This window comes from Myroides odoratimimus (genome assembly GCF_004337635.1).
In the GTDB taxonomy this organism is placed as follows: Bacteria; Bacteroidota; Bacteroidia; order Flavobacteriales; family Flavobacteriaceae; genus Flavobacterium; species Flavobacterium odoratimimum.
In genome coordinates this window covers 797489-823715 of the sequence record NZ_CP037427.1, presented here as the reverse complement: position 1 = coordinate 823715, position 26227 = coordinate 797489, and the positions used below count along the sequence as shown (strand labels likewise).

Below are 26227 nucleotides of genomic sequence, written 5' to 3'. Positions count from 1 at the left end.
AGAAATTTGAGGCAAAAGTACGATTTTTTTAGATTTCAGGTTTTTAGTTTTGATATTGTTGTGAAATAGGAAAATTAGAGGATGTGATAAGTGTAATGTAAAAGTGAGAATTTCGTATCTTTATCTCCTAAAGCACCTAACATATTATGAGACTCGCCACTTTTGATTATACCCCGTTTGATATCAAATTTTCTTTTCACCGTCTGGTGGAAGCTATGCAAGCTTTTATCGATGATCCTGAGAAGAATGAAATGAAGAAGACGTATTTTAGAGACTTATTAGGTCGTATCAATGAAGTGCCATGTTTGCTTGAGATTATAGAAGATTATAATCTATTAGTAGAACATGAGGCATTGATAGGGGAGTTACTAGAGATATTATTTCCGATAGCCTTGACGGATAATGAGATTAAGGCAGTGGGGATGCCTCTTCAGAAGTTGATGTTTAATCACAGTAGAAGGTTTAGAAAGATTATCGAGGAGAGTGGTGGTAACTATAATATAGAGATCAGAGATTTTAACCAACACCAGTATTATATAGCGTGCTGTTGTATTATCATGAATCATTATTTTAGGGCGACATTTGACTTAACTCGTCCTCTGTTTGTAGACTTGCCAGACGCTAAGGGGATTATCCATCACTATAGAGTACTGTATAATGCAGACTTCGTAGAGGTAGTGCCTACAGAAGATGCGGTCATGCTGACTAAGGAAGATATCGAGCTACTAGAAGATAATTTTGATAATCTAGAGTTGTGGAAAGAGAAGTTTCCTCAGAAGAGTTGGGTGCTGAAAGGGTTTGGTATTATCAGTCTAGTAGATGCCACAATAGAGAATGCGATGTCTTTATTAAAAGAGAATTTCTTAAAAGCAGAGTTACAACGCGAACCAATAGGAGCTATCTTAGGGCAACTATTCAGCTCTATATTCAGAGTGCCTAATCTGCGTATAGGGTACACGCCCTTAGTAGTAGATACATTGATACAGAAGGAGACTAATGAGATGATGGCTATGCCTAGTTTTTTACTAGATGAGGCGAACTCTTCTATTATTCTATCAGAGAAGGCGTATGCGACTGTGGTTGATCAAAAAGGATATTATAGTATCTCTGATGTAGATGTAGTATTAGCTAATGATAAGGAGTGCGTGATGTGTCTACACCTTAAAAGACAGGGGGTGCGCAGTGGACTGTTTAGCCCTGTAGTACTGTCTAGTGGTGTAGAAGGTGTCTTCGAGATAGTCTCAGAAGAGCCTAGAGTGCTGAATAGTGTGAATGCACAGAAGCTAAATGCTTTGATGCCGATTATATCAGAGACTTTCCAACGAGTGAAGTCAGATATGCTTAATCAGGTAGAGGCTATTATCCAACGAGAGTTTACAACGATACACCCTAGTGTTTATTGGAAGTTCTTAGAAGAAGCTCGACGCAACTATATCGATAGTGTAGCAGATAAAGATTACTTTATTAATCCTATTGCATTTCAGAATGTATATCCTTTATATGGAGAGATAGATATAAAAGGATCTGGAGCACTCCGCAACGAAGCTATTCTAGGTGACCTTAGAGAGCAGCTAGAGAAGTTAATCGCTGTGTTTCGCAATTGTACTTTTAGCGAGAATGCGTTAATCTTAGAAAGACATATTCTAAAGTTAAAAGCCTATTTAAGACACTTAGAAGAGGACTTCGTGACAGGGTTAGAACAGCGCATTCAGAACTATGTGACCAATGAGGTACACCCTTATTTATTAAAGGATGAACACTTATTTTACAGACCTCGATTAGACGAGTACTTTTCTTATATAGATGAAGAGCTAGGTATCTATTATAGATATAGAAAGATATATGATACTCAGGTGGGTAAGATGAATAAGACTTTCACTGATCTATTAGATCAGAGACAAGAGTCTGTACAGAAAGTTTTTCCTCATTATTATGAACGATTTAAGACAGATGGGGTAGAACACAATATTTATATAGGTAGTTCTATCAGTCCAATGAAGTCTTTTGACTTTACGTATCTACACAATCTTCGTTTGTGGCAATTACAGGTAATGTGTGAACAGATGTGTATACACTATCGCAATAATGTGAATGAACCACTAAAGATGGATGTGACTGTACTAATCTTAGTATATGATTCTTCTCTAGGTATTCAGTTCAGAATGGACGAGAAGCGCTTCGATATCGATGGGGCATATAATACCCGATATGAGATTATCAAAAAGAGATTAGATAAAGCGAATATAAAAGACTCGACTGAACGCATCGTACAACCCAAAAAGATTACAATTGCCTTTGCTTCTACTTATGATTTAGAAGAATATCTAGGGTACATTGAGTTTGGACAAAAGGTAGGCCTTCTAGATCACAATCTAGAGCAGTTTCTAATCGAAGATATGCAGAGTGTGTCTGGTCTTATAGGACTGCGCGTAGGTGTGAATCTAGACTTTGATATAGAATCATTAGATTATGATACACTGATGCATAATTACCTTAAAAACCAATACCTCTAAATGCTAATGTAAAGGTGATAACAGATAGAATAATACCTAATGTAAAAATAGCATAAGTGATACGCAAGAACTTATACTTCTTGTTTAAGACAATACCTAAACTATATAGGTCCTTTGTTAGGGCGTGGTGTAGGTATTGTTTGTCTTTCATGATTTCACTTAGAGATTCTTCATATTCTTCAAAAGGCATCTGATGAAATGTTCCGAAAAACAGTAAGTTAACTTGTCTATTTTCAACTTCTTCTTTTGTAAACTTACCTGACGTTAATTTGGGTCTAGTAGATTGTATTGCAAAGATGATAGTCGCCACACTAAATATTAATAATACAAATGTAGGCACAATCAAATGAGCATTGCTCGGACTGTCTAGTTTAGGTATTAATGTCGATAGACAGATAGAGATAATAATCGCGTTGACAGATAATAAGATATTTGCTTTTCTATCTGCTATGGCACTAAGTTGAGTATGGTTACGCAAAGTAGTTCTGAATAGAGTATCGATTGTTCTATTAGATTCTATCTTCTCTTTTTTCTTTTTGTTAGAGTTTATTTTATCTATTTTAGACAGTACATCTAGCAGATTCTTTTGTTTAGTAGGTTGCCAATTTTGTTGAGCATAGTTGGTGTAATAGCGATGTCTATACAGCATCACATCTCTATTCTGCTCTAACCATTCTAGTCTAGTAAATGTTTTAGAACATAAGTTTTCTATTTCTTTCTTTAGCAGATTACTAGTCTCTACATAATTCTCGTCTGAGAAGTGTGCGAAGTCTGCATCTTTAATAATACACTCTAAGTCATTATCTGGAACATAGTCTAGCTTAGTAGCACGTATTAATTGCATAACGGTTAATACGTCATCATGAGGTACTCCGTTCTCTAATAGGTAAGTTTGTGCCATCTGTGCACCTCGTTCTTCATGTCCTTCCCAAGAATTAATATAACCTATATCGTGAAACCACGCTGCATATCTCAATAAATTAGCATTATGACTATCTACTGTTAAATGATTTAAAATTTCTTCTAAACCATTAACAACACGTACTGTATGGTTAAAATTGTGGTACGTATATTGATGTGATAGTGTATCTTTGTGTATCTGAAAGATGTGTTCTTCAATCTTTTGTAGAATCGTCATAGTCATAACCTTTATAACCCCTAAAATATGAAAATATTTTTTGAAACACCGTTAAAGCTTTCAAAAATAGCTGTTGTACTTTCTTTAACCTCTTTATTAGGTCTAGTATCTTGTGCAACATTAGAGCCTCAGTACGGTACTAAAAACAGGGCGTTTTCTCAAGAACGTAATAGCAATCAAAAAATTGTGCATACTTATTATTTGGCTGGAAACTTAAACCAAGCGAATAATACGAAGGAACAAGAACATTTAGAAGCTTTTAAACAGATGTTGAGTCAAGAGAGTGATAAGAACTCAACATTAGTATTATTAGGGAATAATACCAAGAAAGGAATGCCAGGTACTTCTTCTAAAAAAAGAAAGAAAGCAGAAGATGGCTTAGCAAGTCAATTGGGGTTAGTGGAAAGCAATAAGGGAACGACAGTATTCATTAACGGTGAATCAGATTGGCAAGGTAGTTATGAAGGAATTAAGAATCTAGATAAATATTTAGTCGAAAGAACAGGGAATAAGAAAGCTCTACTTCCTCGTAAAGTTTGTGGACTAGAAAGGCTTAAGATAAATGATGAGACTGTACTAATCGTGATTGATAGTCAGTGGTATATTGAGAATTGGGATAATCATCCGAATATCAATGAAGACTGTGATATAAAGACGAGAGAAGATTTCTTTGAAGAAGTAAGAGGTGAGATTAATAAGAATCAGAATAAGGTGGTGGTATTAGCGATGTATCACCCTGTATATAGCAATGGTAATCACGGAGGGAAGTTCTCTGTGCAAGATCATTTGTTTCCTTTAGGAGGGAGTGTGCCTCTACCAGTTATAGGAAGTATATATAACTATACTAGACAGATGTCTGGGATAAATCCTCAAGATCTTCAAAGCAAAAAATACAATGAGCTAAATAAGCGTATAAGAACAATCGCGCAAATGTATACAAATGTAGTGATAGCATCAGGTCATGAGCATAATCTACAGTATATAGATAGAGGTGGTGTAAAGCAGATAATAAGTGGAGCGATGAGCAATCTTACGCCTGCTAGAGCGGTTGTAGAAGGAGATTTCTCTGCTGGTGTGTTTGGGTATTCTAAGCTAGAGATTAGAGAAGATAAGAGTGCTAAGCTTTCTTTCTATGGTTATAAAGATGGGGGATATACAGCTTTATATAGCACTGTGATGTTAGATAACTTTGGAGGTGGAAAAGAAAACCGAAGTATAGATAATAAAGAGCTTGAACAACAAACAGCGCAAGCTAGTGTATATCCTAAACAATGGACAGAAAAGAGTAAGTTCTATCGATTCTTATGGGGGGAGCATTATCGCAATGTATACGGTACACCGATAACGGCGTCTGTAGCAGATTTGACTACTCTAAAAGGAGGACTTACACCTACTATATCTGGAGGAGGTAATCAGTCTATGTCTTTAAGATTAGTGGATAAAGAGGGTAAAGAGTATGTGATGCGTGGTGTGCGTAAGAGTGTATCTCGTTTTGCACAGACTGCTGTGTTTAAGGATCACTATGTGATGAATGCTTTTGACAATACTTGGACAGAGCGATTTATATATGACTTCTATACGACTTCACATCCATATACACCATTTATACTTGATGGTTTAGCAGATAAGATAGGGATGTATCACACTAATCCAGAGTTGTATTATGTACCTAAGCAGTCTGTCTTAGGTAGGTTTAATGATAACTATGGGGACGAATTGTATATGATTGAGGAGAGACCTTCGTCAGGATATGAGGATGAAGTAAGCTTTGGGAACGTTAGTAATATTATCAGTACAACTGATGTTATTGCGAAGTTGAGAAAAGATGAGAAGTATGAGGTAGATCAGACTGCTTATATGCGTGCTAGAATCTTTGATATGCTTATTGGAGACTGGGATAGACATGGTGACCAGTGGAGATGGTCAGAGTTTGCCGAAGGAGATAAAGTTATCTATAGACCAGTACCTAGAGATAGAGATCAGGCTTTTGCTAAGATAGATGGTGCTTTGTTATCATTGATAAAGAAGCTACCACCACTTAGACATATGCAGAATTATACAGAAGACTTCGCTAATCCTAGATGGATTAATAAAACAGCTTTTCCATTAGATCAATACTTGTTAAAAGGTACTTCTTTAGAAGATTGGTTGAGAGAGGCTAAGGATGTTGTAGAGAAGTTAGACGATGAGGCTTTAGACGAGGCGTTTAGTAAATTGCCTCAAGAAGTACTAACAAAAGAGGTAGAAGAAATCAAAAGAATATTCAAAGCAAGACGTAGTAAGATAGATGCTTTCTTGCCGAAATATTATAAACAGTTACGCGAGTATGTCATCTTATCAGGAACTGATAAGAAAGAGATGTTTGATATTGAGAGATTGGCTGAAGGGAATGTTCGTGTAAAACAATATAGAGCTAAAAAGACTGGAGAAGAACTAGTATTCGATAAGGTATATAATGCTACTGAGACTAAAGAGATTTGGGTATATGGACTGAACGATGAGGATACTTTTAAAGTAAGTGGAGATGAGAAAGCGAAGATTAAGATTAGATTAATAGGTGGTAAGAATCAAGACACTTTCTTAGTAGATAATGCTTCTAAAGTAATCGTGTATGATTATGCGGATAAGAAGAATGAAGTAAAGATGGAAGGTTCTAATGGAAGAACAATACTGACTAATAAGTATGACATTAATAACTTTAATTATGAGCGAGTACCTCTTAACTTGAATATGTTATTGCCAAATATTGGTTTTAATCCGGAAGATGGTGTTAAGCTTGGCTTTTTATACAGTTCTACACGTTCTAAGTTTATTCAAGATCCTTATACAGCAAAGCATGTGTTGAAAGGTTTCTACTCTTTTAATACAAAGGGGTTAGAGGCAGAGTATAAAGGGTATTTCCCTAATGCGACTAATGACTGGATGTTTACGATAGGCGGTAGAGCGACTAGTCCTAACTTTGCAGTTAATTACTACGGACTGGGGAATGAAACGTATTATTTTGATAAAGAAAAAGGCAAAGATTATAAGAGAGTACGCATTGAGAGCTATTCTGTTTCTCCTGGGTATAGATATGAAGGAAAACAGGGAGCTAGTTTTGAAGCAAACTTAGAATATGATGCCTTAAAGGTAAAACATCAAACGGATAGATATATCACCGATGATGTAAATGGTGTAGATGCTAAGGTTTTTGATTTTCAACAGTATGGAGGTCTTAAGGTAGAGTATAACTATGAGCAGTATAATTATCCTGCTAATCCAACAGTTGGCTTTGGTTTTAATTCAAAACTTGGGTGGAGAATGAATTTAGAGGAGACTAAGCAGAACTTTGCGTATTTAGACCTTAAAGCGAGTTTCTTACACTATATTGATAGAGGTGAAAGATTAGTACTTGCGACTAATTTTACATACCAAACAAGGTTTAATGATAACTACGATTTTTACCACGCAGCCACTATAGGGGGTAATGCTAACTTAAGAGGTTTTAGACCAGAGCGTTTTACAGGAAAGACATCTTTTGTACAAACAACAGATTTAAGATTTAATGCAGGTCAGTTTACAGCAGGGTTTCTTCCTATGAGTTATGGTTTCTATGGAGGCTTCGATTACGGTAGAGTATGGCAGCCAGGGGAGTCTTCTACTAAATGGCATAACTCTTATGGGGCAGGACTGTGGATAAGTGCTGTAGAACAAGCGACTCTACACTGCTCTTTCTTTAACAGTGTAGATGGAGGTCGCTTTGTATTTGGATTAGGGTTTGGGTTTTAATGTACCCAAATCCACTTTATAAATTTTACCACCTTTTTTATCTTTTACCTCGTCAGCTAAATAGATAGTATTGTTGTCTCCAAAAGTCACAGACTCTTTTTGAGAGACGTGGTGTAGTTTGTGCTCACTAATCTTTCCATCCATAATAGCGTTGGGATTAAAACCGTCTATTATCCAAAGTTTAGAATGAGATAGCAGTACAAAAGTCTTCTCGTCTGGACTGATAGCAGCGCCTGTGATAGCACAGTGTTTGTATATATTACATCCATTGAATGTTTGTACATGTTCAGCTTTGTGATGCCCTGCTTGATTAGGTATTTTATATACTAAAGAGGTTCCATCGAAGCCTTTACTTCTATTTTTAGTGAAGATGTAGAAGTTATTATTGTATAAGATAAAAGCTTCTGCGTCATATAATAATTCAGTCTCTTTAGGAGGGAAGGCTTTTTGTTCAGGGTATTCAAATGAGATTACTGCAGCTACCTCTGTCTTATCTTTTTGCAAATCGTCTTTGTTTATCTTTAAGATGCGTAGATCCTTTCTAGTATTCTTATTATTTCCAAAGTCTCCGATATAAAGATTGCCTTCTTTATCTGCAGTTAATTCTTCCCAGTCTATATTCTTTTGGTCTTTTATTTTTAGAGTATGGCTTATTTTACCATCAGCTTTGATTTGATATAACTCATTCTTATTGCCACTATCTTGTAGTGCCCAGAATGAATTAGAAGTAGCATCATAGTATAGCCCTGATACCTCTTTAAGGTTATTCGGAAGTATGATATGATCTTTTGTGATATCACTCTTTTGTCCGCAACTTACTAAGGTCGCTAAAGAGAATAAGGATATTGTAAGTAATGATTTCATAGTGTATTCTTTTATGAATATAAAGTTACTAAATGTGTCTTTATAAAACATAGAATAGACTACTAAATCTAATGCAATAGATATTATAACCAATTTCTTTTAAATAAAGGGAGATTGTAAGACAGAAAAATAACTAAAAATTGAAACTTTAAAGTATATTTGCAAAATATAGGCTAGGTAGATTCTTTAATTAAAAGAATGTAAGAGCCTTAGAATCTAGATTATATGATTATTGAAAGTGGTTTCAATACTTCTAATGGGCATATAATCCAATAAACTTTGATATTACGAAGATGAAGAACATTAGAAACTTTTGTATTATTGCTCATATTGACCATGGTAAAAGTACGTTAGCAGATAGATTACTTGACGCTACACAGACTGTAACTGCTCGTGAGCAACAAGCTCAGCTTTTAGACAGTATGGACTTAGAGCGTGAAAGAGGTATTACTATTAAATCTCACGCTATCCAAATGGAATATACTCATAAAGGAGAGAAATATATACTTAACTTAATTGATACCCCAGGACACGTAGACTTTTCTTATGAAGTTTCTAGGTCTATTGCAGCGTGTGAAGGTGCGTTATTGATTGTTGATGCTGCTCAGAGTATCCAGGCTCAGACTATTTCTAACTTGTATTTAGCATTAGAGAATGATTTAACGATTATTCCTGTATTAAATAAGATTGACTTACCAAGTGCTAATCCAGAAGAAGTAAGCGATGATATCGTTGATTTATTAGGATGTGACTATGAAGAGATTATTCCTGCATCAGGTAAGACAGGATTAGGGGTAGAAGATATCTTGGAAGCTATTATCGAGAGAGTTCCTGCACCTAAAGGGAATCCTGAGGAGCCATTACAAGCTTTAATATTTGACTCTGTATATAACCCATTCCGTGGAATTGAGGTAATCTTTCGTGTGGTTAATGGTACGATTAAGAAAGGTCAGAGGATTAAGTTCATGGCTACTAATAAAGAGTATTTCGCAGATGAGATTGGAACACTTAAATTAAATCAAGTAGCTAAACAAGAGATTAAAACAGGTGACGTAGGTTACTTAATCTCTGGTATTAAAGAAGCAAGAGAAGTAAAAGTAGGAGATACCATCACTGATGCAAAAGAACCTACTCAAAATATGATCGAAGGGTTTGAGAACGTAAAACCAATGGTATTTGCGGGTATCTATCCTGTAGACACAGAAGATTATGAAGAGTTGCGTAACTCTATGGAGAAGTTACAACTTAACGACGCTTCATTAGTATTCGCAGCAGAGAGTTCTGCCGCTTTAGGTTTTGGTTTCCGTTGTGGATTCTTAGGAATGTTACACATGGAGATCATCCAAGAGCGCTTAGAGCGTGAGTTTAACATGACTGTTATTACTACTGTACCTAACGTTTCTTACTTAGCATATACTAAGAAAGAACCTGATACACCTATTATAGTAAATAACCCATCTGACTTACCAGAACCTTCTAAATTAGAAAGAGTAGAAGAACCATATATTAAAGCGACTATTATTACTAAAGCTGACTTCGTTGGACAAGTAATGAGTCTTTGTATTGATAAGCGTGGTATTATCACTAACCAAACTTACCTTACAGAAGATAGAGTTGAGTTAATGTTTGATATGCCATTGGCAGAGATTGTATTTGACTTCTATGATAGATTGAAGACTGTATCTAAAGGATATGCTTCGTTCGATTATTCTCCTATCGGAATGCGTACTTCTAACTTAGTGAAAGTAGACGTAATGCTCAATGCTAACGTAGTGGATGCATTATCAGCATTAATGCACGCTGATAACGCTTATCATATCGGTAAGAAGATGTGTGAGAAATTAAAAGAACTTATCCCACGTCAGCAGTTCGATATTCCTATTCAGGCAGCTATCGGAGTAAAAGTAATTGCTCGTGAAACAGTAAAAGCTCTTCGTAAAGACGTAACAGCTAAGTGTTATGGAGGGGATATCTCTCGTAAACGTAAATTACTTGAAAAACAAAAAGCAGGTAAAAAGCGTATGCGTCAAGTAGGAAACGTAGAAATCCCACAAGAAGCATTTATGGCTGTATTAAAGTTAAATGACTAAATACAGCTTTTAAAATATTTAATGAAAAGACTATCAACATTGGTAGTCTTTTTTTTTGATTTAAAATGTAAATATAACAGACCAATATACGATATGAAAAAAACCTTGTTCATATTCACACTACTTGCATTGGTAGGGTGTAAAGAAACAAAAGAGAAAGAAGTGATTCCTGAGGTTAAACCTTCTACAGAAGAAGTAGTAACTGCGACAGAAGAAGAAAAACCTGCTCTAACAATATATGGTAAGGAAGAAAACATCATTCTAGACATTCTTATTCCTAGATATTACGACAAGGATTTCCACCAAGAAGAATTCAATAAGGTCAATGATAAATGGTTAGCTTTTGAAGAAAAGAAAGGACTTTTTCAAGTTATTAAAGCAGATTATGCCATCAGTGAAGAGATGAATGAGTGTACAGAAAGTGAGCAACTAGGAATCTTCTCTACAGGCCCTGTGGAACCTATTTTTTTCTTAGGTCCCAATGCAATGATCAAGAAAGGCGCTAAGACTGCTCTAAACATTAAAGAGCAACCTTTATGGCCTGATGCTCCACAGGAGTATCTATTTAATGGGAAACAGTATATTTTGAGAGCAGAAGGTGAGCAAGTAGATTCTTATGACTATACAGATGATAGTGGTAAGACTAAGAAATATAAGAAGTTTAAAGATTATAAGTTATACCTTACAGTCAATGGAGAGGCAGAACAAGTAATCCTTGATATCCCAAGCTTTAATGACACCTTTGTACAGCTGTTGTTTGTTGGGGATTTAGACGGAGATGGCAACTTAGATTTTGTGTTCGATGCTTCACCTGAATATGAAATACAGTCTGTAGAAGTATATTTATCTAAAGGAGCTCAACATTTTATCTACTTAGCAGGAGCTATATCTGTAGACTTTAGTTGTTAGTAAATGGACTAGTGTATATAAATATAAAAGCCGACTGAGTAATCAATCGGCTTTTTGTTTAAAGGTTATTTGCTTTATTTTTTAGTAAAATCACCAGCGTAAACTGTTGTGAATTTAGCAGGCTGTAGGTATTTCTTAGCCGCGTCGTTCACTTGTTTGACAGTTAGTTTGTCTATCTCAGCATTTAATTTGTCATGCTCTGTAAATGGAGTGTCGTATAACAAGAATAAAGAAGATAAATATATTAAGTATCCATCGCTACCTAGATTTGCTTGTTTTGCATTCTTCCATGAAGATTTGTTAGCAGTTAATTCTTCTTCAGTAATACCTGAAGTAATTAATTTATTAAACTCTTCATTCAAAGCTTTTTCTACATCAACGCGTTTAGTAGGGTTCATAAAAGCGTATATAGACCAAGAAGCATTCACGTTTTTAGGATCACTAGGTACACTTAATGAGGTACCTGCACCATAGCTAATTCCTTCTTTTTCGCGTAAGCGTTGAGGGATACGCGCAGTCATAAATCCACCTCCCATTACTTCGTTTGCAAATACTAATGCAGCATAGTCAGGATTTGATTGATTCATCTCAAAGTTTAGTTTACCTATAGCTACAGCATTTTCTTTGTCTGGAGTTTCGAATATTTCTTTTACTTGTTTAGTGTCTATAAACTTAGGATATGCTTTTTCATATTTAGCTTTACTATTAAAGTTACCGAACGTGTTCTCTAATAGCTTATCCACAGCTTCTTTGTCTTTCATACCTATTACTGTAGCAATACCGTTATTGGCACCAAAGAAATTCTTGTGGAAGTCCTTAATTTCCTCTAGTTTAACTTTTTTAATACCATCAATGTTCTCTTGAGTTGATGGAGTATAGAAGATACTTCCTTTTTCTTCTTTCTCTGTTAATTGAGAGATTTTGTTGGAAGCGATAGCTTGAGGATCACTTAGTTGAGACTCTAAATTAGTAATATAGTCTATTTTTAATTTCTCTAATTCTGTTTCAGGGTAGATAGGGTTAGTCAATAAATCTTTAAGAATAACCATCGTTTCTTCTATACTACTTCTGTATGATGATACTCCTATGCTAATATTTTGACCATTAAATCTAACAGATATAGTTGACTTTAATTGATCTAACCTATCTTTTATCTGTTGTTTAGTCATAGTCTTAGTCCCAGCATTCAATAGGTTTGCTGCAAAAGAACCTATGTATTGTTTGTTTAATAAGTCTTTTTGATTACCTACTGGTAGTGTCATACTTATTTGTACTTTCTCCCCTTTGATATCTTTATCTATAATACCATATTTAAGCCCATTTCCAAGTTTAGCAGTAGAATAATTCTTCTGTAAATTAGCAATAGATGCTTCGAATGGTCTTAACTCTTCTGATGCTTCTTTTCCTTTATAGTTCTCTACTAGCGCCTTAATGTCTTTATCTAAGAACTCAGTTGGCTTCACTCTTGTTTCATCCTTAGAAGGGATAAACATACCTACTGTACGGTTATTATCTTTAAAGTACTTTTTAGCTACCCTATTGATATCTTCTAGTTTTAAGTTCTCTACATTATCTCTGTACAAATTAGCCAGGCGATAGTCTCCAGCTCCGATAATCTCTGTTAAGTTAATAGCAGTTCGGATAGTATTGTTCTTTAAATCTTCTAGACCTTTTGAGATTCTTGTTTTAGCTCTATCTAAGTCTTCTTGTGTGTACTTGATAGTTTCTATTTTAGCTAAAGCAGTCTTGATATCTTTCAGTGTCTCATTTTGATCTTTATCAAGAGGAATATCAAAGTTAAATAAGATAAAACTTGCATCTCTTACCGTAGGGCTAAAAGAGTATAGTGATGACACCTTCTTAGTCTCTACTAAATCTTTATATAAATATCCAGAGGGGTCATTAGTCAGTATAGATTGTAGTGCTACAAGTGCCGCAAAGTCTTTATCTGCGTATGAAGCAGTGTGGTATAAGGTCTGTATATGCTTAGAATCACCTGCACGTCTTACTTCTACAAATTTCTCACCATCTTGAGCAGGTTCTACAGTTAATATTTCATCTAATACACGTTTAGGTTTAGGAATCACAGAGAAGTAATCTTCTACGTATTTTAATGCTTTAGCCTCATCAAACTTACCAGCTATAAGTAGAGTAGCATTATCAGGTTGATAGTATTTTTCGTAGAATCGTCTTAATTGAGGAGCTTTAACACGTTCGATATCCTCTTTTGACCCGATGGTACTAAGCCCGTAATTATGCCATAAGTAAGCTGTATTAATAGTTCTTTCCATTAATACTCTACTAGGGTTATTCTCTCCTATCTCAAATTCGTTTCGCACTACAGAGAACTCTTTGTCTAAATCAGATTGAAGTATAGTAGCGTTAATCATACGATCTGCTTCCATCTCTAGTGCCCATGCTAGATTCTCATCAGAAGTAGCGAATATCTCATAGTAGTTTGTACGGTCATACCAAGTAGTCCCCTGTGCTTGGCCACCTTTGTCAGAGAGCATTTTTTTGATATCGCCTAGTTTAGTAGTGCTTTTAAAAAGCATGTGCTCTAATAGGTGAGCCATACCTTTCTCTCCATATCCCTCATGTTTAGACCCTACGTTGTACACGATATTAACTATCACATTATTCTGAGTAGCATCAGGAAGTAAGAGTACCTTTAGCCCATTAGACAGTTTGTATTCTTTAATGTCTTCAACAGAGGTTACGAAAGTTGGTTTCTCCTTCTGTTGAGCATGAGCGTAATCTGCAGCACTTATTGTCAATGCAAACATAAGTGTATACACTATTTTTTTCATAAGTCAGTAATTAAGGTTAATTGTCATAAATATATAATATTAATTCTAATAAATTGAACAACTGATATATAGCAGGGTTTTAATCTTTGAATAGTATTATAAAAAGTAAGGCTACCTTTGATAGGTAGCCTTATTTTTAATAATTATGCTTATACTGATCGATATGACCTAATAATGTCTGTTTATCCATATATCCAGATTGTTTCCACAGAAGTTTACCTTTTCTAAAAAGCATTAGTGTAGGTACACCTCTCATCTGGTATTGTGTGCTGTACTGTGTGGTAAGAGCCGTATTCTTATCTACATCTATTTTGATAATAGAGATATCATCCTGTAGCTCTTTTTTTACTTCTTCTAGCACAGGAGCTAGCATCTGGCATGGACCACACCACGTAGCGAAGAAATCAACTAAAGTTAACTGATCTCTATCGATTAACTCTTGAAAATTACTCATTGTATTATTGTTTAGTTGTTGGACATGTTGCTGTACAGCTACCTCCTTCTTGTAATGGGATAGAGGTGTTCTTGATAGCGCCGAAACCTCCGATTACATCGATCATATTGTGGTATCCTCTAGCTTTTAGGATAGAAGCAGCGATCAATGAACGGTATCCTCCTGCACAGTGGATAAAGAATTTACCTTCTGTTGGGAAGTCAGCGATATTATCATTGATATAATCTAATGGAGAATGAGTCAAGTTTTTATAGTTGATATGAGCAGAATTGTACTCTCCTGGCTTACGTACATCTACTACCTTGATATCTTCATTCACTATTTTATCAGCTAGTTCTTCTGCTGTTACTTGTTGTACAGTATCGTATTCAAAACCTTCTGTTTTCCAAGTAGAGAATCCTCCTTTTAAGTACCCTAACGTATTGTCATATCCTACACGAGATAGACGAATCACAGCTTCTTCTTCACGTCCTTCTGGAGTGATTAATAAGATAGGTTGTTTAATATCTGTGATTAATGCACCTACCCAAGGAGCGAATTGACCATCTAATCCGATAAAGATAGCTCCTGGTATATGTCCACTAGCGAAGTCTGAAGCAGAACGTACGTCTAATAATAAGGCACCAGACTCTTCTGCTAAAGCTTGGAACTCTTTTGGAGTAAGGGCTTTGTTGTTATTGATGATCGTCTCTACATTCTCATATCCTTCTTTATTTAACTTCACATTTAGTGGGAAGTATGCAGGAGGAGGTAGTAGACCATCTGTTACTTCTTTTACGAACTCTGCTTCTGTCATATCAGCACGTAGTGCATAGTTCGTTTGTTTTTGATCCCCTAGGGTACCAACAGTTTCTTTGCTTAAGTTCTTTCCACAAGCAGACCCAGCACCATGCGCAGGATATACGATAACATCATCTGCTAACGTCATAATCTTCGTGCGTAAGCTATTGTATAGCGTAGCTGCTAATTGCTCTTGAGTCAAGTCAGCCGCTTTCTGAGCTAAGTCAGGACGACCTACATCACCTAAGAATAACGTATCTCCACTGAAGATAGCGTGATCTTTTCCATTCTCATCTTTTAGTAAGTACGTAGTACTCTCCATCGTATGCCCCGGAGTGTGTAATGCTGTGATTGTGATATTTCCTATTTTAAATACCTCTCCATCTGTAGCAATATGTGCCTTAAACGTTGGGTTAGCATTTGGTCCGTATACGATAGGAGCATTTGTTTTCTCAGCTAATGTAACGTGTCCACTCACGAAGTCTGCATGGAAGTGTGTTTCGAAGATATATTTAATCGTCGCATTATCTTTAGCCGCTCTGTCTAAGTAAGGCTGTACCTCTCTTAGTGGATCGATGATAGCAACTTCTCCGTTGCTCTCTATATAGTAAGCTCCTTGAGCTAAACATCCTGTATAAATTTGTTCTATTTTCATATTGTAGTTTATTTCTTTGTTTGTAGTAAAAGTAAGAAGATGTTTTTAAAATGACAGTAACTTAGGTTACAAACTATAAAAACACTTCCTTAATTAGGATATAAATAGCCATGATTAGTACGAAATAACCAAAGCACTTTTTTAAATTTTTATCAGGAACGTACTTTGTTAAATAGATACCGATGAAGATCCCTACCATAGATATCCCGCTAAAAGTAAGTAGCATCGCCCAGTCCATAGCGGTATGACCTAGATCGCCTAAGAATCCTATTAAGGACTGTATAGCGATAATGCATAATGAGGTGCCGACAGCTTGTCTCATAGGCATCTTGGCAAATAAGACTAAAGCAGGAATGATTAAGAATCCTCCACCTGCACCTACTGTACCTGCTAGCAGTCCGATCAAGATACCTTGTAATACTAGCCCTGATAAGGCCGGCTTAGTATCTATTGCCTCTATTTCTTTTTTTGGTCTGATCATTTTAGTTGCAGAAGTGAACATCACTAAGGCAAATAAGACCATCAGCACAATATTCTTATCTATACTCCAGCTACCGATGGATATTACATCTGGTACGAGTGGCAGTAAGTAGGCTCTCGTGATATATACTGTGATGACAGAGGGTATCCCGAAGAGCAATACTGTTTTTAGATCTACTTTTTTGTCTATATAGTTTTTTATACCTCCTACTAGGGAAGTAGATCCTACTATGAATAGTGAGTATGCTGTAGCTACGAAGGGCTCTACCTTCATGATATACACGAGGATAGGCACGGTGAGTATAGAGCCACCACTACCGATAAGACCTAGTGATATCCCGATAAGTAAGGCTAGAGCATACCCTATTAATGCTGTATAATCCATATCTGTACTTAAGGCTTAAGTAGCTCGATATATTTTCTATTGAGCTGTATAATACCTTCGTTTTCTAAAGTTTTTAGTATTCTAGAGATTACTACTCTAGAGGTATTTAGTTCGTCAGCTAATTCTTGATGTGTATTGTTGATAAATCGACTGTTGTATATCTTCGCTTTACTTCTCAGTAAGTTACATAGACGTTCTTCCATATTCATGAAGGCAAGACTATCTATAGCAGTTAGCATTTCGTTCATACGGTTGTTATAACTGTTGAGTACGAAGTTTCGCCAACTCTTATATTTTACCAGCCATTCATCCATTTTTCCTACAGGAACTAAGACTACACTACCATCGCGTTCTGCTATAGAGCGCACCTGACTCTTCGTCTCACCTAAGCAGCAGGTCAGTGTCATCGCGCAGGTATCTCCTTCTTCTATATAGTATAGGACTATCTCTCCCTCTCGCTGATCTTCTCTGATGATTTTGATAGCACCTTCTAGGAGTAGAGGAATCTTCTTGATGTATTCTCCTATCTCCATTAGTTTTTCTCCTTCTTTAAAGTCTTTTATAGTAGAGACTTCTATAATCTCGTCTAGTAGTTTCTCTTCAAAGATAGAGCGGTACTTGTTTCGTATGATATGTTCCATAAAAGAATAAACAAATGAATTAATGGTTCTAAGTTACTTTATCGAGACAATATATCAAAAGTATTAGCTCCTTTAATCCATATTGATTATTAATGAGGAAGCCATTTTCTGATCAGTCCATAGAACCAAGTCCCTAATAATGCTCCGATGATGGCAACCAGAATAGGTAAAAAACCTGCTCCAAATAAGGCAAACATAGGCCCAGGACAAGCTCCTCCTAATGCCCATCCTAACCCGAAAAAGATACCTCCTATTAGATAGCGTGGTACACTCTTCTCTTTTGGGGTGAACTCTATTGGGTTACCAGAGAAGTCTTTGATATTCTTTTTCTTGATAATATAGGTTGCGATAACAGCGATAGTTAATGCAGTTCCCATAATACCGTACATGTGGAAGCTGTCGAATTGGAACATTTCATATATTCTGAACCACGATGCCGCGCCAGACTTAAACATTCCTATCCCGAAAAGCATTCCGACTAATAAATAGGCTAATTTTTTCATTGTATCTTATTGATATAAATATTGTTAATCACTTGTGTTAGAAAATAAAAGGGAACAGTAGGTGTACCATAATTAACCCTCCTATAAAGAAACCAATTACAGCTATCAAGGAAGGCAATTGTAGATTACTCAACCCACTGATTGCATGTCCTGAAGTACATCCTCCTGCATATCTAGAACCAAACCCTACGAAGAACCCTGCTAATAATAGTAGTCCGATAGATTTAATAGAACCGAATACTTCATTAGAGAATAGCTCTGTCGGTATATATGCCTTGCCAGCACTTTCTATACCTAGTGTATGTAGCTTCTCTATCGTCTGATCGGCTAGTGGTATCGCTGCTGGCTCTACACTCAAGAAGTGGTATGCGATGAACCCTCCTAGGATAGTACCTACTAAGAAAAGTAAGTTCCACGTCTGAGCTTTCCAGTTAAAGCAGAAGAAATCACAACTCTTACCTGCTCCCATCATCGAGCACATGGTGCGTAGATTAGAGGAAAACCCAAAAGATTTGCCCATTAATAAAAGTAATATAAGTGTAGTAGCGATGAATAATCCTCCTACATACCAAGGCCATGGGCCATATATCCATTCCATAACATTTAATTTAATAAGACAAAGTTCACGATTAAAATTGAGAAGAAATGTAACCTAGGATACACAGCACTTCTTTTTTGTTAGTACACCATTTATATTGAAAGATGATTGGATATAGGAATGTAAGTGAAAATTAATACTAAATAATACTGAGATAAGAGGAGAATACTGGGTGTATAAAAGGTGTATTGTTGGACAAAAGTGCTTCTACGTCCATAATTCTCGGGGTATTGTCCATGTATTGTCGAAGGAAATGCCTGTAAAGCCTTATTTTACTAGGTGTAAGGGGGGTATTGTGATTGAGGAGGTATAGGGCTGTTTTTGGGTTATTATATTGATAATTAGTGTATTGTTGTTTTTTTGGTGGTAAAAAAAGTAAATTGTTTTTTTAGAAAAATTGTTCTTATAGATGGTTTTTGAGGTAATTTTTTTAAAAAAGAAGGTGTTGAAAGAGAATTTCGGGTATAAATAGGAGCTTATTTATGCTGAAAACAAAAAAAAGTATTTTCTTTTTTTGAAAGAATAGATTTATATCTGAATAGAATTTTAAACAGAATGGTGGGAAAAGTTTGTGAGAGTTTATTAGTCGATATGAGTGGTTTTTAGTAGTTTTATAGAACTTAAAAAATTGAACCCAAAACTTAAAAATAGATATACTTATGAAAAATACAAAGCACAACGTTGTATTTCAATTAAACACAGACAACATTAACGAACAGAATGCACTAATGACTTATGTATCTAATGTTAGAAATCACTGGAAAGAGGATGTAACAATACAAGTAGTCGTGCATGGGCCTGGTATCGGAATGCTTAGAAAAAGCAAGACGATGGTAGGAGAGCCTCTTAAGGTAGTGATGCAAAAAGGTATACAATTCTTTGCGTGTGAGAATACAATCAATGCTCGCAAAATAGAGAAATCAGATATTATCGAGAATGTAGGATTCGTACCTTCAGGATTAGTTTATATCATCGAAAAACAAGAAGAAGGTTGGTCTTATATAAAATGTAATTTTTAAGATTTTGTATAGATAGAGAGTGGTATGACTCTCTTTACCTTTGTATATCAAATAAGGCAAAATAATGAAATTTAATACGGATGCGTTCTGTTCATTCATTGGAGCAGACATTATAGGAAACAGTAAGAGTGAATATGTAGATATTTCGAATATATCCGTAGACAGTAGGTCATTGCAGAATGATCAGCACACTTTATTTTTTGCATTAAAAGGAGGTAATCATGATGGTCATGATTATATCGAAGAATTGGTAAATAAAGGAGTCAGATATATCGTCATCTCTGACCAGACTAAGGTACGTCCTATAGAAGGAGTACTTTTCTTTAAAGTAAATAATACATTAGCTGCACTTCAGGGTGCGGCTATTTTTCATAGAGATCGTTTTGATTTTCCAGTTATCGGAATTACAGGTAGTAAAGGAAAGACGGTAGTAAAGGAATGGCTTAACTATCTACTGAGCGAAGAGTATAAGATCATCAAGAGCCCTAAGAGTTATAATTCTCAGACGGGTGTGCCACTATCTGTATTTGGGATAGAGGAGAAGCACAACTTAGGTATCTTCGAAGTTGGAATATCTACTGTGGGTGAAATGGAGAGACTTGCTAAGGTGGTCAAGCCTACTATAGGTGTTTTTACAGCACTTACAGAAGAGCATGGAGAAGGTTTTCGCTCATTAGAAGAAAAAGTGAGTGAGAAAGCTAAACTATTCCAGGATGCTGAGGTAGTTATTTGTGAGCAGAATGAGTTGTTATTACAATATTTTAGTTCTGTTGCTTCTGTATATACTTGGAGTCTGACAGATACGTCAGCGAATGTCTATGGACAGCTTCATTCCTCTAGTCTTACTGTATCTATTGATCAAGGTGATTCGTACTCAGTAGAACTTCCATTCACAGATGATAGTTCTGTGCGTAATATAATGACTTGTATTAGTACGATGTCTTGCTTAGGGTATGACTCAGAGAAGATAGCACAGCGTATCCATGGACTCTATCCTGTAGAACTGCGTATGCAGGTAAAGAATGGAGTGAATAACTGTACCATAATAGATGATGCTTATAATGCAGATTATCAGTCGCTATCTATCGCTCTTGACTTTCTAGAGAAGCATAAGGTGAGTGCGTCTAAGACTGTGATACTATCAGATATATTTAAGAGTGGGTATGAGGAGGAGGAGATATACGGTCAGTTAAAAGAGCTGTTATCTACACATCAGATAACTCGTGTGATCGGTATAGGAGAGCATATAAGTAAGTATCTAATCGGGACGACGAATACTTATCTATATAGAGACACTGAAGAGTTCTTACAGAAAGTATCAGTAGAGGATTTTAGTGATGAGAATATCTTAGTCAAAGGGGCTAGAGGATTCCGCTTTGACAGAATCGTCACGATGCTAGAGAAGAAAACACATGAGACTGTACTAGAAGTTAATCTTACTGCGATGTGTCACAACCTTAATTTCTACCGTTCAAAGCTAAAGCCAGAGACTAAAGTGATGGTTATGGTGAAGGCATTCGGATATGGGAATGGTAGCTATGAAGTAGCGAAATTATTAGCTCATGAGAAGGTAGATTATCTAGGAGTAGCTTTTGCAGATGAGGGTATAGAATTGCGCAAGGCTGGTGTGAATACTAAGGTTATCGTGATGAATCCTGAGATTAATGCATTCTCAGCGATGATAGCGTATGATCTAGAGCCGGAGGTGTACTCTGTACGTGAGCTTAATGCATTCTTAAAAGTAGCTAGAGAACGCAACTGCTATGAATATCCTATCCATATCAAGCTGGATACGGGTATGCATAGGCATGGTTTCTTGACAGAGGATCTAGACGAGTTAATAGAAGTGCTTAGACATACTAATGTAGTCGAAGTCAAATCTATATTCTCACATCTATCATCAAGTGATATGCCTGAATATACAGACTTTACGCTTGGACAGATAGAGATGTTTACACATAACTCAGATAAATTAATACAAGAATTAGGGATTAACCCGATACGCCATATTCTGAATACATCTGGTATTTTTAACTTTTCGGAACATCAGTTTGATATGGTTCGATTGGGAATAGGATTGTATGGAGTTGGTAATGATAGAGAAGAAATGCAACAATTGGCTAATGTTAGTACGCTTAAAACTCGCATTATGCAAATCAAAGAAATTAAGGATAAAGACAGTGTAGGATACGGTCGAAGATTTCGCGCAGAAGGTAAAACACGTATCGCTACAGTGCCAATAGGATATGCTGATGGAGTACATCGCTCATGGGGGCCTGTGGGCTATGTCTTAGTAAATGGGCAAAAAGCAGAGATCACAGGATCTATCTGTATGGATATGTTAATGATCAATGTGACAGAAATAAAATGTCAAGAAAATGATGAAGTTATTATTTTTGGTAAAGACTTGCCAGTCACTATTATAGCAGATAAAATAAAAACAATACCATATGAGATTTTAACAAGTATTGCACTTCGCGTTAAAAGAATTTTTTTTATAGAGTAAAAAAGTTATATTTTTAACTATTCAAAACTTAAACAATAAAGACTATGGGATTTGTAAAAGAATTTAAAGAATTCGCTGTCAAAGGCAATGTAATGGACCTAGCGGTAGGGGTAATCATCGGGGGAGCATTCGGTAAAATTGTAACGAGTGTTGTAAACGATGTTATTATGCCATTAGTATCTGCTATTATCGGAACACCTGATTTCACTAATATGTATGTAGTGTTAAAAGGTGATGCACCTGATGGGGCACCTCTAGCAGCAGCAAGAGGAATAGATGGTAATGTTGTATTTGCTTATGGTAGCTTTATTACAGAGGTAATCAACTTTACATTGTTAGCTCTATGTGTATTCCTTTTAGTAAAAGGAGTTAACTCATTAAGAAAGAAAGAGGAGGCTGCACCAGAAGCACCTGCAGGACCACCAGCACCAACTCAAGAGGATCTTTTAGCAGAAATCAGAGATTTGTTAAAGAAACAATAATATTATGACTGTGGTTTCTTAAAATCGCTTTGTGATAATAAAAAAGGGTATACTTTATGTATACCCTTTTTTATTGACCTTATCTGACATAGTAGTTAATATAAATAAATTATAGTGTGTAATTTTTATTAAATATATTTAAAAGTTTATATTATTTAATAAATAGTGTATTATGATGATAATTTGATAAAAATCACATTACCTCTAGTTTTTGATAATATTATGTTATTTATTTGTTAATGATAAATTAATTAATAGTTAACAAGTATGAAGAAAGGTTTACTTAAATTCTTTTTCTTCTCATTAGCACTTACAGTTACTGGAAGTGTGTATGCGCAAGAAAAGGTAATTAAAGGAAGAGTTGTGGCTTCTGATGATGGTTCATCATTGCCTGGCGCTACTATATTTGTCAAAGGTACTAAAGAGGGAGTACAGACAGATATAGATGGAAATTACTCTATTAAGGTAAATGGTAAGGACGCCGTTCTTGTGTTTGAATTCATGGGATTCAATTCAGCAGAGAAGAAAGTCGGAGAGCTAGCAGTTATCAATGTTTCTTTAGGAGAAGCAACGGAGATGATTGACGAAGTAGTGATTAATACAGGGTATCAGACTATTACTAAACGTAAGGAGGCTGGAGCTGTAAGTCGTATCGAAGCGAAAGATCTTAAGGTAGATGGGGTAGCGGATGTGAGTAGAATGATCGAAGGTAAGGTAGCAGGGGTGACTATACAGAACCCTTCAGGTACTTTCGGAGCTGCTCCTAAAATTACTATTCGTGGAGCTTCTTCTATTATGGGAGATACTAAACCACTATGGGTTATTGACGGGGTGGTTCAAGAGGATATTATCAATGTATCTTTTGAACAATTGGCATCAGGTAACTCTGAATCTGTATTGAGTTCTGCTTTGTCTGGAATTAATGCAGATGATGTATTGAGTATAGATGTACTTAAAGACGCGTCTGCAACGGCTATCTACGGTTCTCGTGCTATGAATGGGGTAGTGGTGATCACTACTAAATCTGGTAGAAGAGAAACACCTATGAGTATCAGTTATAGTATGGAGAATACATTGCGTCCTATACCTCAGTATAGCCAATATGATGTGATGAACTCTCAAGATAATATGATGGTTTATCGAGAGCTTCAAAGCAAAGGGTATTTAGATTACTCTTCTATGTTATATGGGCGTAACAGTGGGGCTTATGGTATCATGTATCGCGCTATGAACCAATATGATCCTGTACATAATCAGTACGGAGTGTATAATAGTCAGGCTGCACAGAATAGCTTTCTACAAACACATGAAAAAGCAAATACAAATTGGTTTAAAGAATTGTTTAGACCATCTATTGTGCAACAGCATTCATTAAGTTTTAACGGAGGAGGAAAGAATAGTGCATATTTTGCTTCTGTTGGTTATTTAGCAGATTCGGGATGGTCTATTGCTGATAAAGTACATCGTTTAACAATGAACTTAAAAAATACATTCTTTGTTAATGACAAATTAAAAATTTCATTATCATCAATTGCTTCTGTACGTGATCAAAAAGCACCTGGAGCTTATGATGCTGAGAAAGATGTAGTAAATGGCTCTGTAAAACGTGATTTTGACATTAATCCATTTAGTTATGCTTTAAATACAACTAGAACATTGCGTCCTTATGATAATAAAGGTAATTATGAGTATTACAGAAGTAATTGGGCTCCATTCAATATCATGAATGAGTTAGACAATAACTATATGGATATTGATGTAAAAGATATTCGTTTCCAAGCAGATATTGATTATAAAATACTACCTAACTTAACGTATAATCTAAGTGGGTCAGCTCGTTATGCTACAACTAAACGTGTACATAACGTAACTCAAGATTCAAATGTAATAGCAGCGTATAATGCTGATGAGTCTACTGTAGAACGTGATCAAAATATATTCTTATATAAAGATCCTAATAATGCTGCATTACCTCCAACACCTATCATGACAAATTCAGGATTAAAGAGAACATATACGAATGATATGACTTCTTTCTTATTGAGAAATAGTTTTACTTACGATAACGTGTTTAACGATGTACATGAATTAGATGTATTCGGAGGAACAGAGATGAGAGTTGTAAATCGTAATAAGGATTATTTCTTAGCGCAAGGAGTTCAATTTGACAAAGGGATGACTACTTATCCAGAGTTATTGGCAATGCGTAAATTGTTAGAACAAGGAGGAGAGTATTTTAACTATGGAGAAGAGAGAGAGCGAACAGTTGCTTTTTTTGCTAGAGCGGCATATACTTATGATAGACGTTATACTGTGGCTCTAACAGGACGCTATGATGGATCAAATAGACAGGGGGATACAGGTTCTTCTAGATGGTTACCAACATGGACTGCTTCAGGAAAGTGGAATATCTCTAGTGAAAAGTTTATGGAGAACTCACATACGGTGAGTAATTTAGCTTTACGCGCTTCTTATGGTTTAACTGCAACATCAGGACCAGCTACGAATTCTTTAGCTATTTATAAACCTTATGTTACTCCTAGACCTAATTTAGGTAATATAGAGAATGGTATTAGTATTAAAGATCTTCAAAATACTGATTTAACTTGGGAGAAACAGCACGAATTAAACGTAGGTGTTGATTTAGGATTATGGAATAATAGAGTGCAATTAGTGGCAGATGTTTACGAGAGAAAAGCATTTGATTTAATTGATTATATCAGAACTTCAGGTATTGGAGGTCAGGAAATTAAACTCGGTAATAATGCAGATATGCGTACTAGAGGAGTTGAGTTTGGAATTACTACAACTAATATTAAAACACCTGAGTTTAGTTGGTCAACTACAGTTAATGGTTCTTATTATGATCAAGAAGTTACTAGTTTACAAAATACTCCACGTGTACTTGATTTAGTTCAAGGATTTGGAGGTAACGTTGTAGGAAAACCTCGTAACTCTTTATATTCATACCAATTCACGGGACTGAATCACTTAGGATTACCAACATTTGCACAAGCACCTGGTGAAACAAACGTTATTGGGGGAGCAAATTTCCAAGATACAACTAATCCAACAGGATACTTAAAGTATGAAGGATCTATTGAGCCAAATAAAACTTTAGGATTAACTAATACATTCACTTACAAAAACTGGAGCTTAAATTTCTTAATTGTTGCTTCAGGAGGAAATAAGATCAGATTATATCCATCTTATGCAAGTAGATACAATGATACGGATGTATTTGGTAAAACATTTGAAGACCGTTGGATTAACCCAGGAGATGAGAACTTTACAAATGTTCCTACAATTCCTGATTTAACAACAGCTAATACAGTAGGGGCTACATCAATTTTAAGAGGATATAATACGTATAATTATTCTTCAGAGCGTGTAGCTGATGGAGGTTTTGTGAGATTAAAGAATGTTTCTTTGACTTATGAATTCCCTGATCACTTTAAGCGATCTATGAAAATGTCTAATTTCTCATTGCGTTTTAATGCGACTAATCCATGGTTAATCTATGCTGATAAGAAGTTAAATGGAGAGGATCCAGAGTTCTACAGAACAGGAGGGGTAGCAATGCCACAAACAAGTCAATATACATTGACACTTAATGTTGGTTTTTAAATTAT

16 protein-coding genes and 1 pseudogene are annotated in these 26227 nt (G+C 35.7%); 8 read left to right on the top strand and 9 right to left on the bottom strand.

All coding sequences use genetic code 11. The features are described from left to right. Positions 1 to 146: 146 nt before the first annotated feature. Positions 147 to 2513 carry a hypothetical protein gene (locus tag E0Z07_RS03870; protein WP_006264576.1) on the top strand — a complete coding sequence of 789 codons (2367 nt, stop codon included), beginning with the start codon at positions 147 to 149 and terminating at the stop codon, positions 2511 to 2513. Here E0Z07_RS03870 and E0Z07_RS03865 read toward each other — a convergent pair. Continuing rightward, positions 2494 to 3651: a Pycsar system effector family protein gene (locus E0Z07_RS03865; protein WP_006264577.1), complete on the bottom strand. Its 1158-nt coding sequence runs from the start codon at positions 3649 to 3651 to the stop codon at positions 2494 to 2496. The two genes, E0Z07_RS03870 and E0Z07_RS03865, sit on opposite strands and share 20 nt — an antisense overlap. A 27-nt stretch (positions 3652 to 3678) precedes the next feature. Between E0Z07_RS03865 and E0Z07_RS03860 the strand changes: the two genes are divergently transcribed. Further along, positions 3679 to 7419 (top strand): BamA/TamA family outer membrane protein, encoded by a 3741-nt coding sequence (locus E0Z07_RS03860; protein ID WP_131540308.1) that lies wholly within the window; start codon positions 3679 to 3681, stop codon positions 7417 to 7419. Here the strand turns inward: E0Z07_RS03860 and E0Z07_RS03855 are convergent. Beyond that, entirely contained in the window at positions 7402 to 8283 is an 882-nt protein-coding gene (locus tag E0Z07_RS03855) for an esterase-like activity of phytase family protein (RefSeq protein ID WP_006259774.1), read from the bottom strand. The two genes, E0Z07_RS03860 and E0Z07_RS03855, sit on opposite strands and share 18 nt — an antisense overlap. 293 nt (positions 8284 to 8576) lie before the next feature. Here E0Z07_RS03855 and lepA point away from each other — a divergent pair, with 293 nt between their 5' ends. Both lepA and E0Z07_RS03845 read left to right on the top strand, forming a co-directional pair. Further along, positions 8577 to 10373 (top strand): translation elongation factor 4, encoded by a 1797-nt coding sequence (gene lepA / locus E0Z07_RS03850; RefSeq protein ID WP_006259773.1) that lies wholly within the window; start codon positions 8577 to 8579, stop codon positions 10371 to 10373. Between the two features lie 93 nt (positions 10374 to 10466). Continuing rightward, positions 10467 to 11282 carry a hypothetical protein gene (locus E0Z07_RS03845; protein ID WP_225581970.1) on the top strand — a complete coding sequence of 272 codons (816 nt, stop codon included), beginning with the start codon at positions 10467 to 10469 and terminating at the stop codon, positions 11280 to 11282. Between the two features lie 74 nt (positions 11283 to 11356). On the opposite strand, the gene E0Z07_RS03840 is transcribed toward E0Z07_RS03845, so the two are convergent. From E0Z07_RS03840 to E0Z07_RS03810, 7 genes and pseudogenes are all read right to left on the bottom strand, one after another. Further along, positions 11357 to 14092, bottom strand: coding sequence for a M16 family metallopeptidase (locus E0Z07_RS03840; RefSeq protein WP_131540307.1), 2736 nt, complete (start codon positions 14090 to 14092; stop codon positions 11357 to 11359). 136 nt (positions 14093 to 14228) lie between these two features. Then, a pseudogene (trxA, locus tag E0Z07_RS03835) lies at positions 14229 to 14555 on the bottom strand (thioredoxin); the annotation flags it as partial. Beyond that, positions 14551 to 15981 (bottom strand): MBL fold metallo-hydrolase, encoded by a 1431-nt coding sequence (locus E0Z07_RS03830; protein WP_131540306.1) that lies wholly within the window; start codon positions 15979 to 15981, stop codon positions 14551 to 14553. The pseudogene trxA and the gene E0Z07_RS03830, both read right to left, overlap by 5 nt. Positions 15982 to 16054: 73 nt before the next feature. Further along, positions 16055 to 16846 carry a sulfite exporter TauE/SafE family protein gene (locus E0Z07_RS03825; protein ID WP_131540305.1) on the bottom strand — a complete coding sequence of 264 codons (792 nt, stop codon included), beginning with the start codon at positions 16844 to 16846 and terminating at the stop codon, positions 16055 to 16057. 8 nt (positions 16847 to 16854) lie between these two features. Then, on the bottom strand, positions 16855 to 17487 hold the full coding sequence (locus E0Z07_RS03820; RefSeq protein ID WP_131540304.1) for a Crp/Fnr family transcriptional regulator: 633 nt from the start codon (positions 17485 to 17487) through the stop codon (positions 16855 to 16857). Positions 17488 to 17576: 89 nt separating this feature from the next. Continuing rightward, positions 17577 to 17990: a YeeE/YedE family protein gene (locus E0Z07_RS03815; RefSeq protein ID WP_131540303.1), complete on the bottom strand. Its 414-nt coding sequence runs from the start codon at positions 17988 to 17990 to the stop codon at positions 17577 to 17579. Between the two features lie 37 nt (positions 17991 to 18027). Beyond that, positions 18028 to 18588 carry a YeeE/YedE family protein gene (locus E0Z07_RS03810; protein ID WP_006259765.1) on the bottom strand — a complete coding sequence of 187 codons (561 nt, stop codon included), beginning with the start codon at positions 18586 to 18588 and terminating at the stop codon, positions 18028 to 18030. Positions 18589 to 19247: 659 nt separating this feature from the next. Between E0Z07_RS03810 and E0Z07_RS03805 the strand changes: the two genes are divergently transcribed. The 4 genes from E0Z07_RS03805 (at position 19248) to E0Z07_RS03790 (ending at position 26222) form a co-directional block, all read left to right on the top strand. After that, positions 19248 to 19607, top strand: a complete 360-nt coding sequence (locus E0Z07_RS03805; protein ID WP_073028915.1) for a DsrE family protein — start codon at positions 19248 to 19250, stop codon at positions 19605 to 19607. Between the two features lie 64 nt (positions 19608 to 19671). Beyond that, complete coding sequence (locus E0Z07_RS03800) at positions 19672 to 22113, top strand: bifunctional UDP-N-acetylmuramoyl-tripeptide:D-alanyl-D-alanine ligase/alanine racemase (RefSeq protein WP_131540302.1); 2442 nt, start codon at positions 19672 to 19674, stop codon at positions 22111 to 22113. A gap of 44 nt (positions 22114 to 22157) precedes the next feature. Then, positions 22158 to 22595: a large conductance mechanosensitive channel protein MscL gene (gene mscL / locus E0Z07_RS03795; RefSeq protein WP_006259762.1), complete on the top strand. Its 438-nt coding sequence runs from the start codon at positions 22158 to 22160 to the stop codon at positions 22593 to 22595. A gap of 267 nt (positions 22596 to 22862) precedes the next feature. Further along, positions 22863 to 26222 (top strand): SusC/RagA family TonB-linked outer membrane protein, encoded by a 3360-nt coding sequence (locus tag E0Z07_RS03790; RefSeq protein ID WP_006262296.1) that lies wholly within the window; start codon positions 22863 to 22865, stop codon positions 26220 to 26222. Positions 26223 to 26227 lie beyond the last annotated feature (5 nt).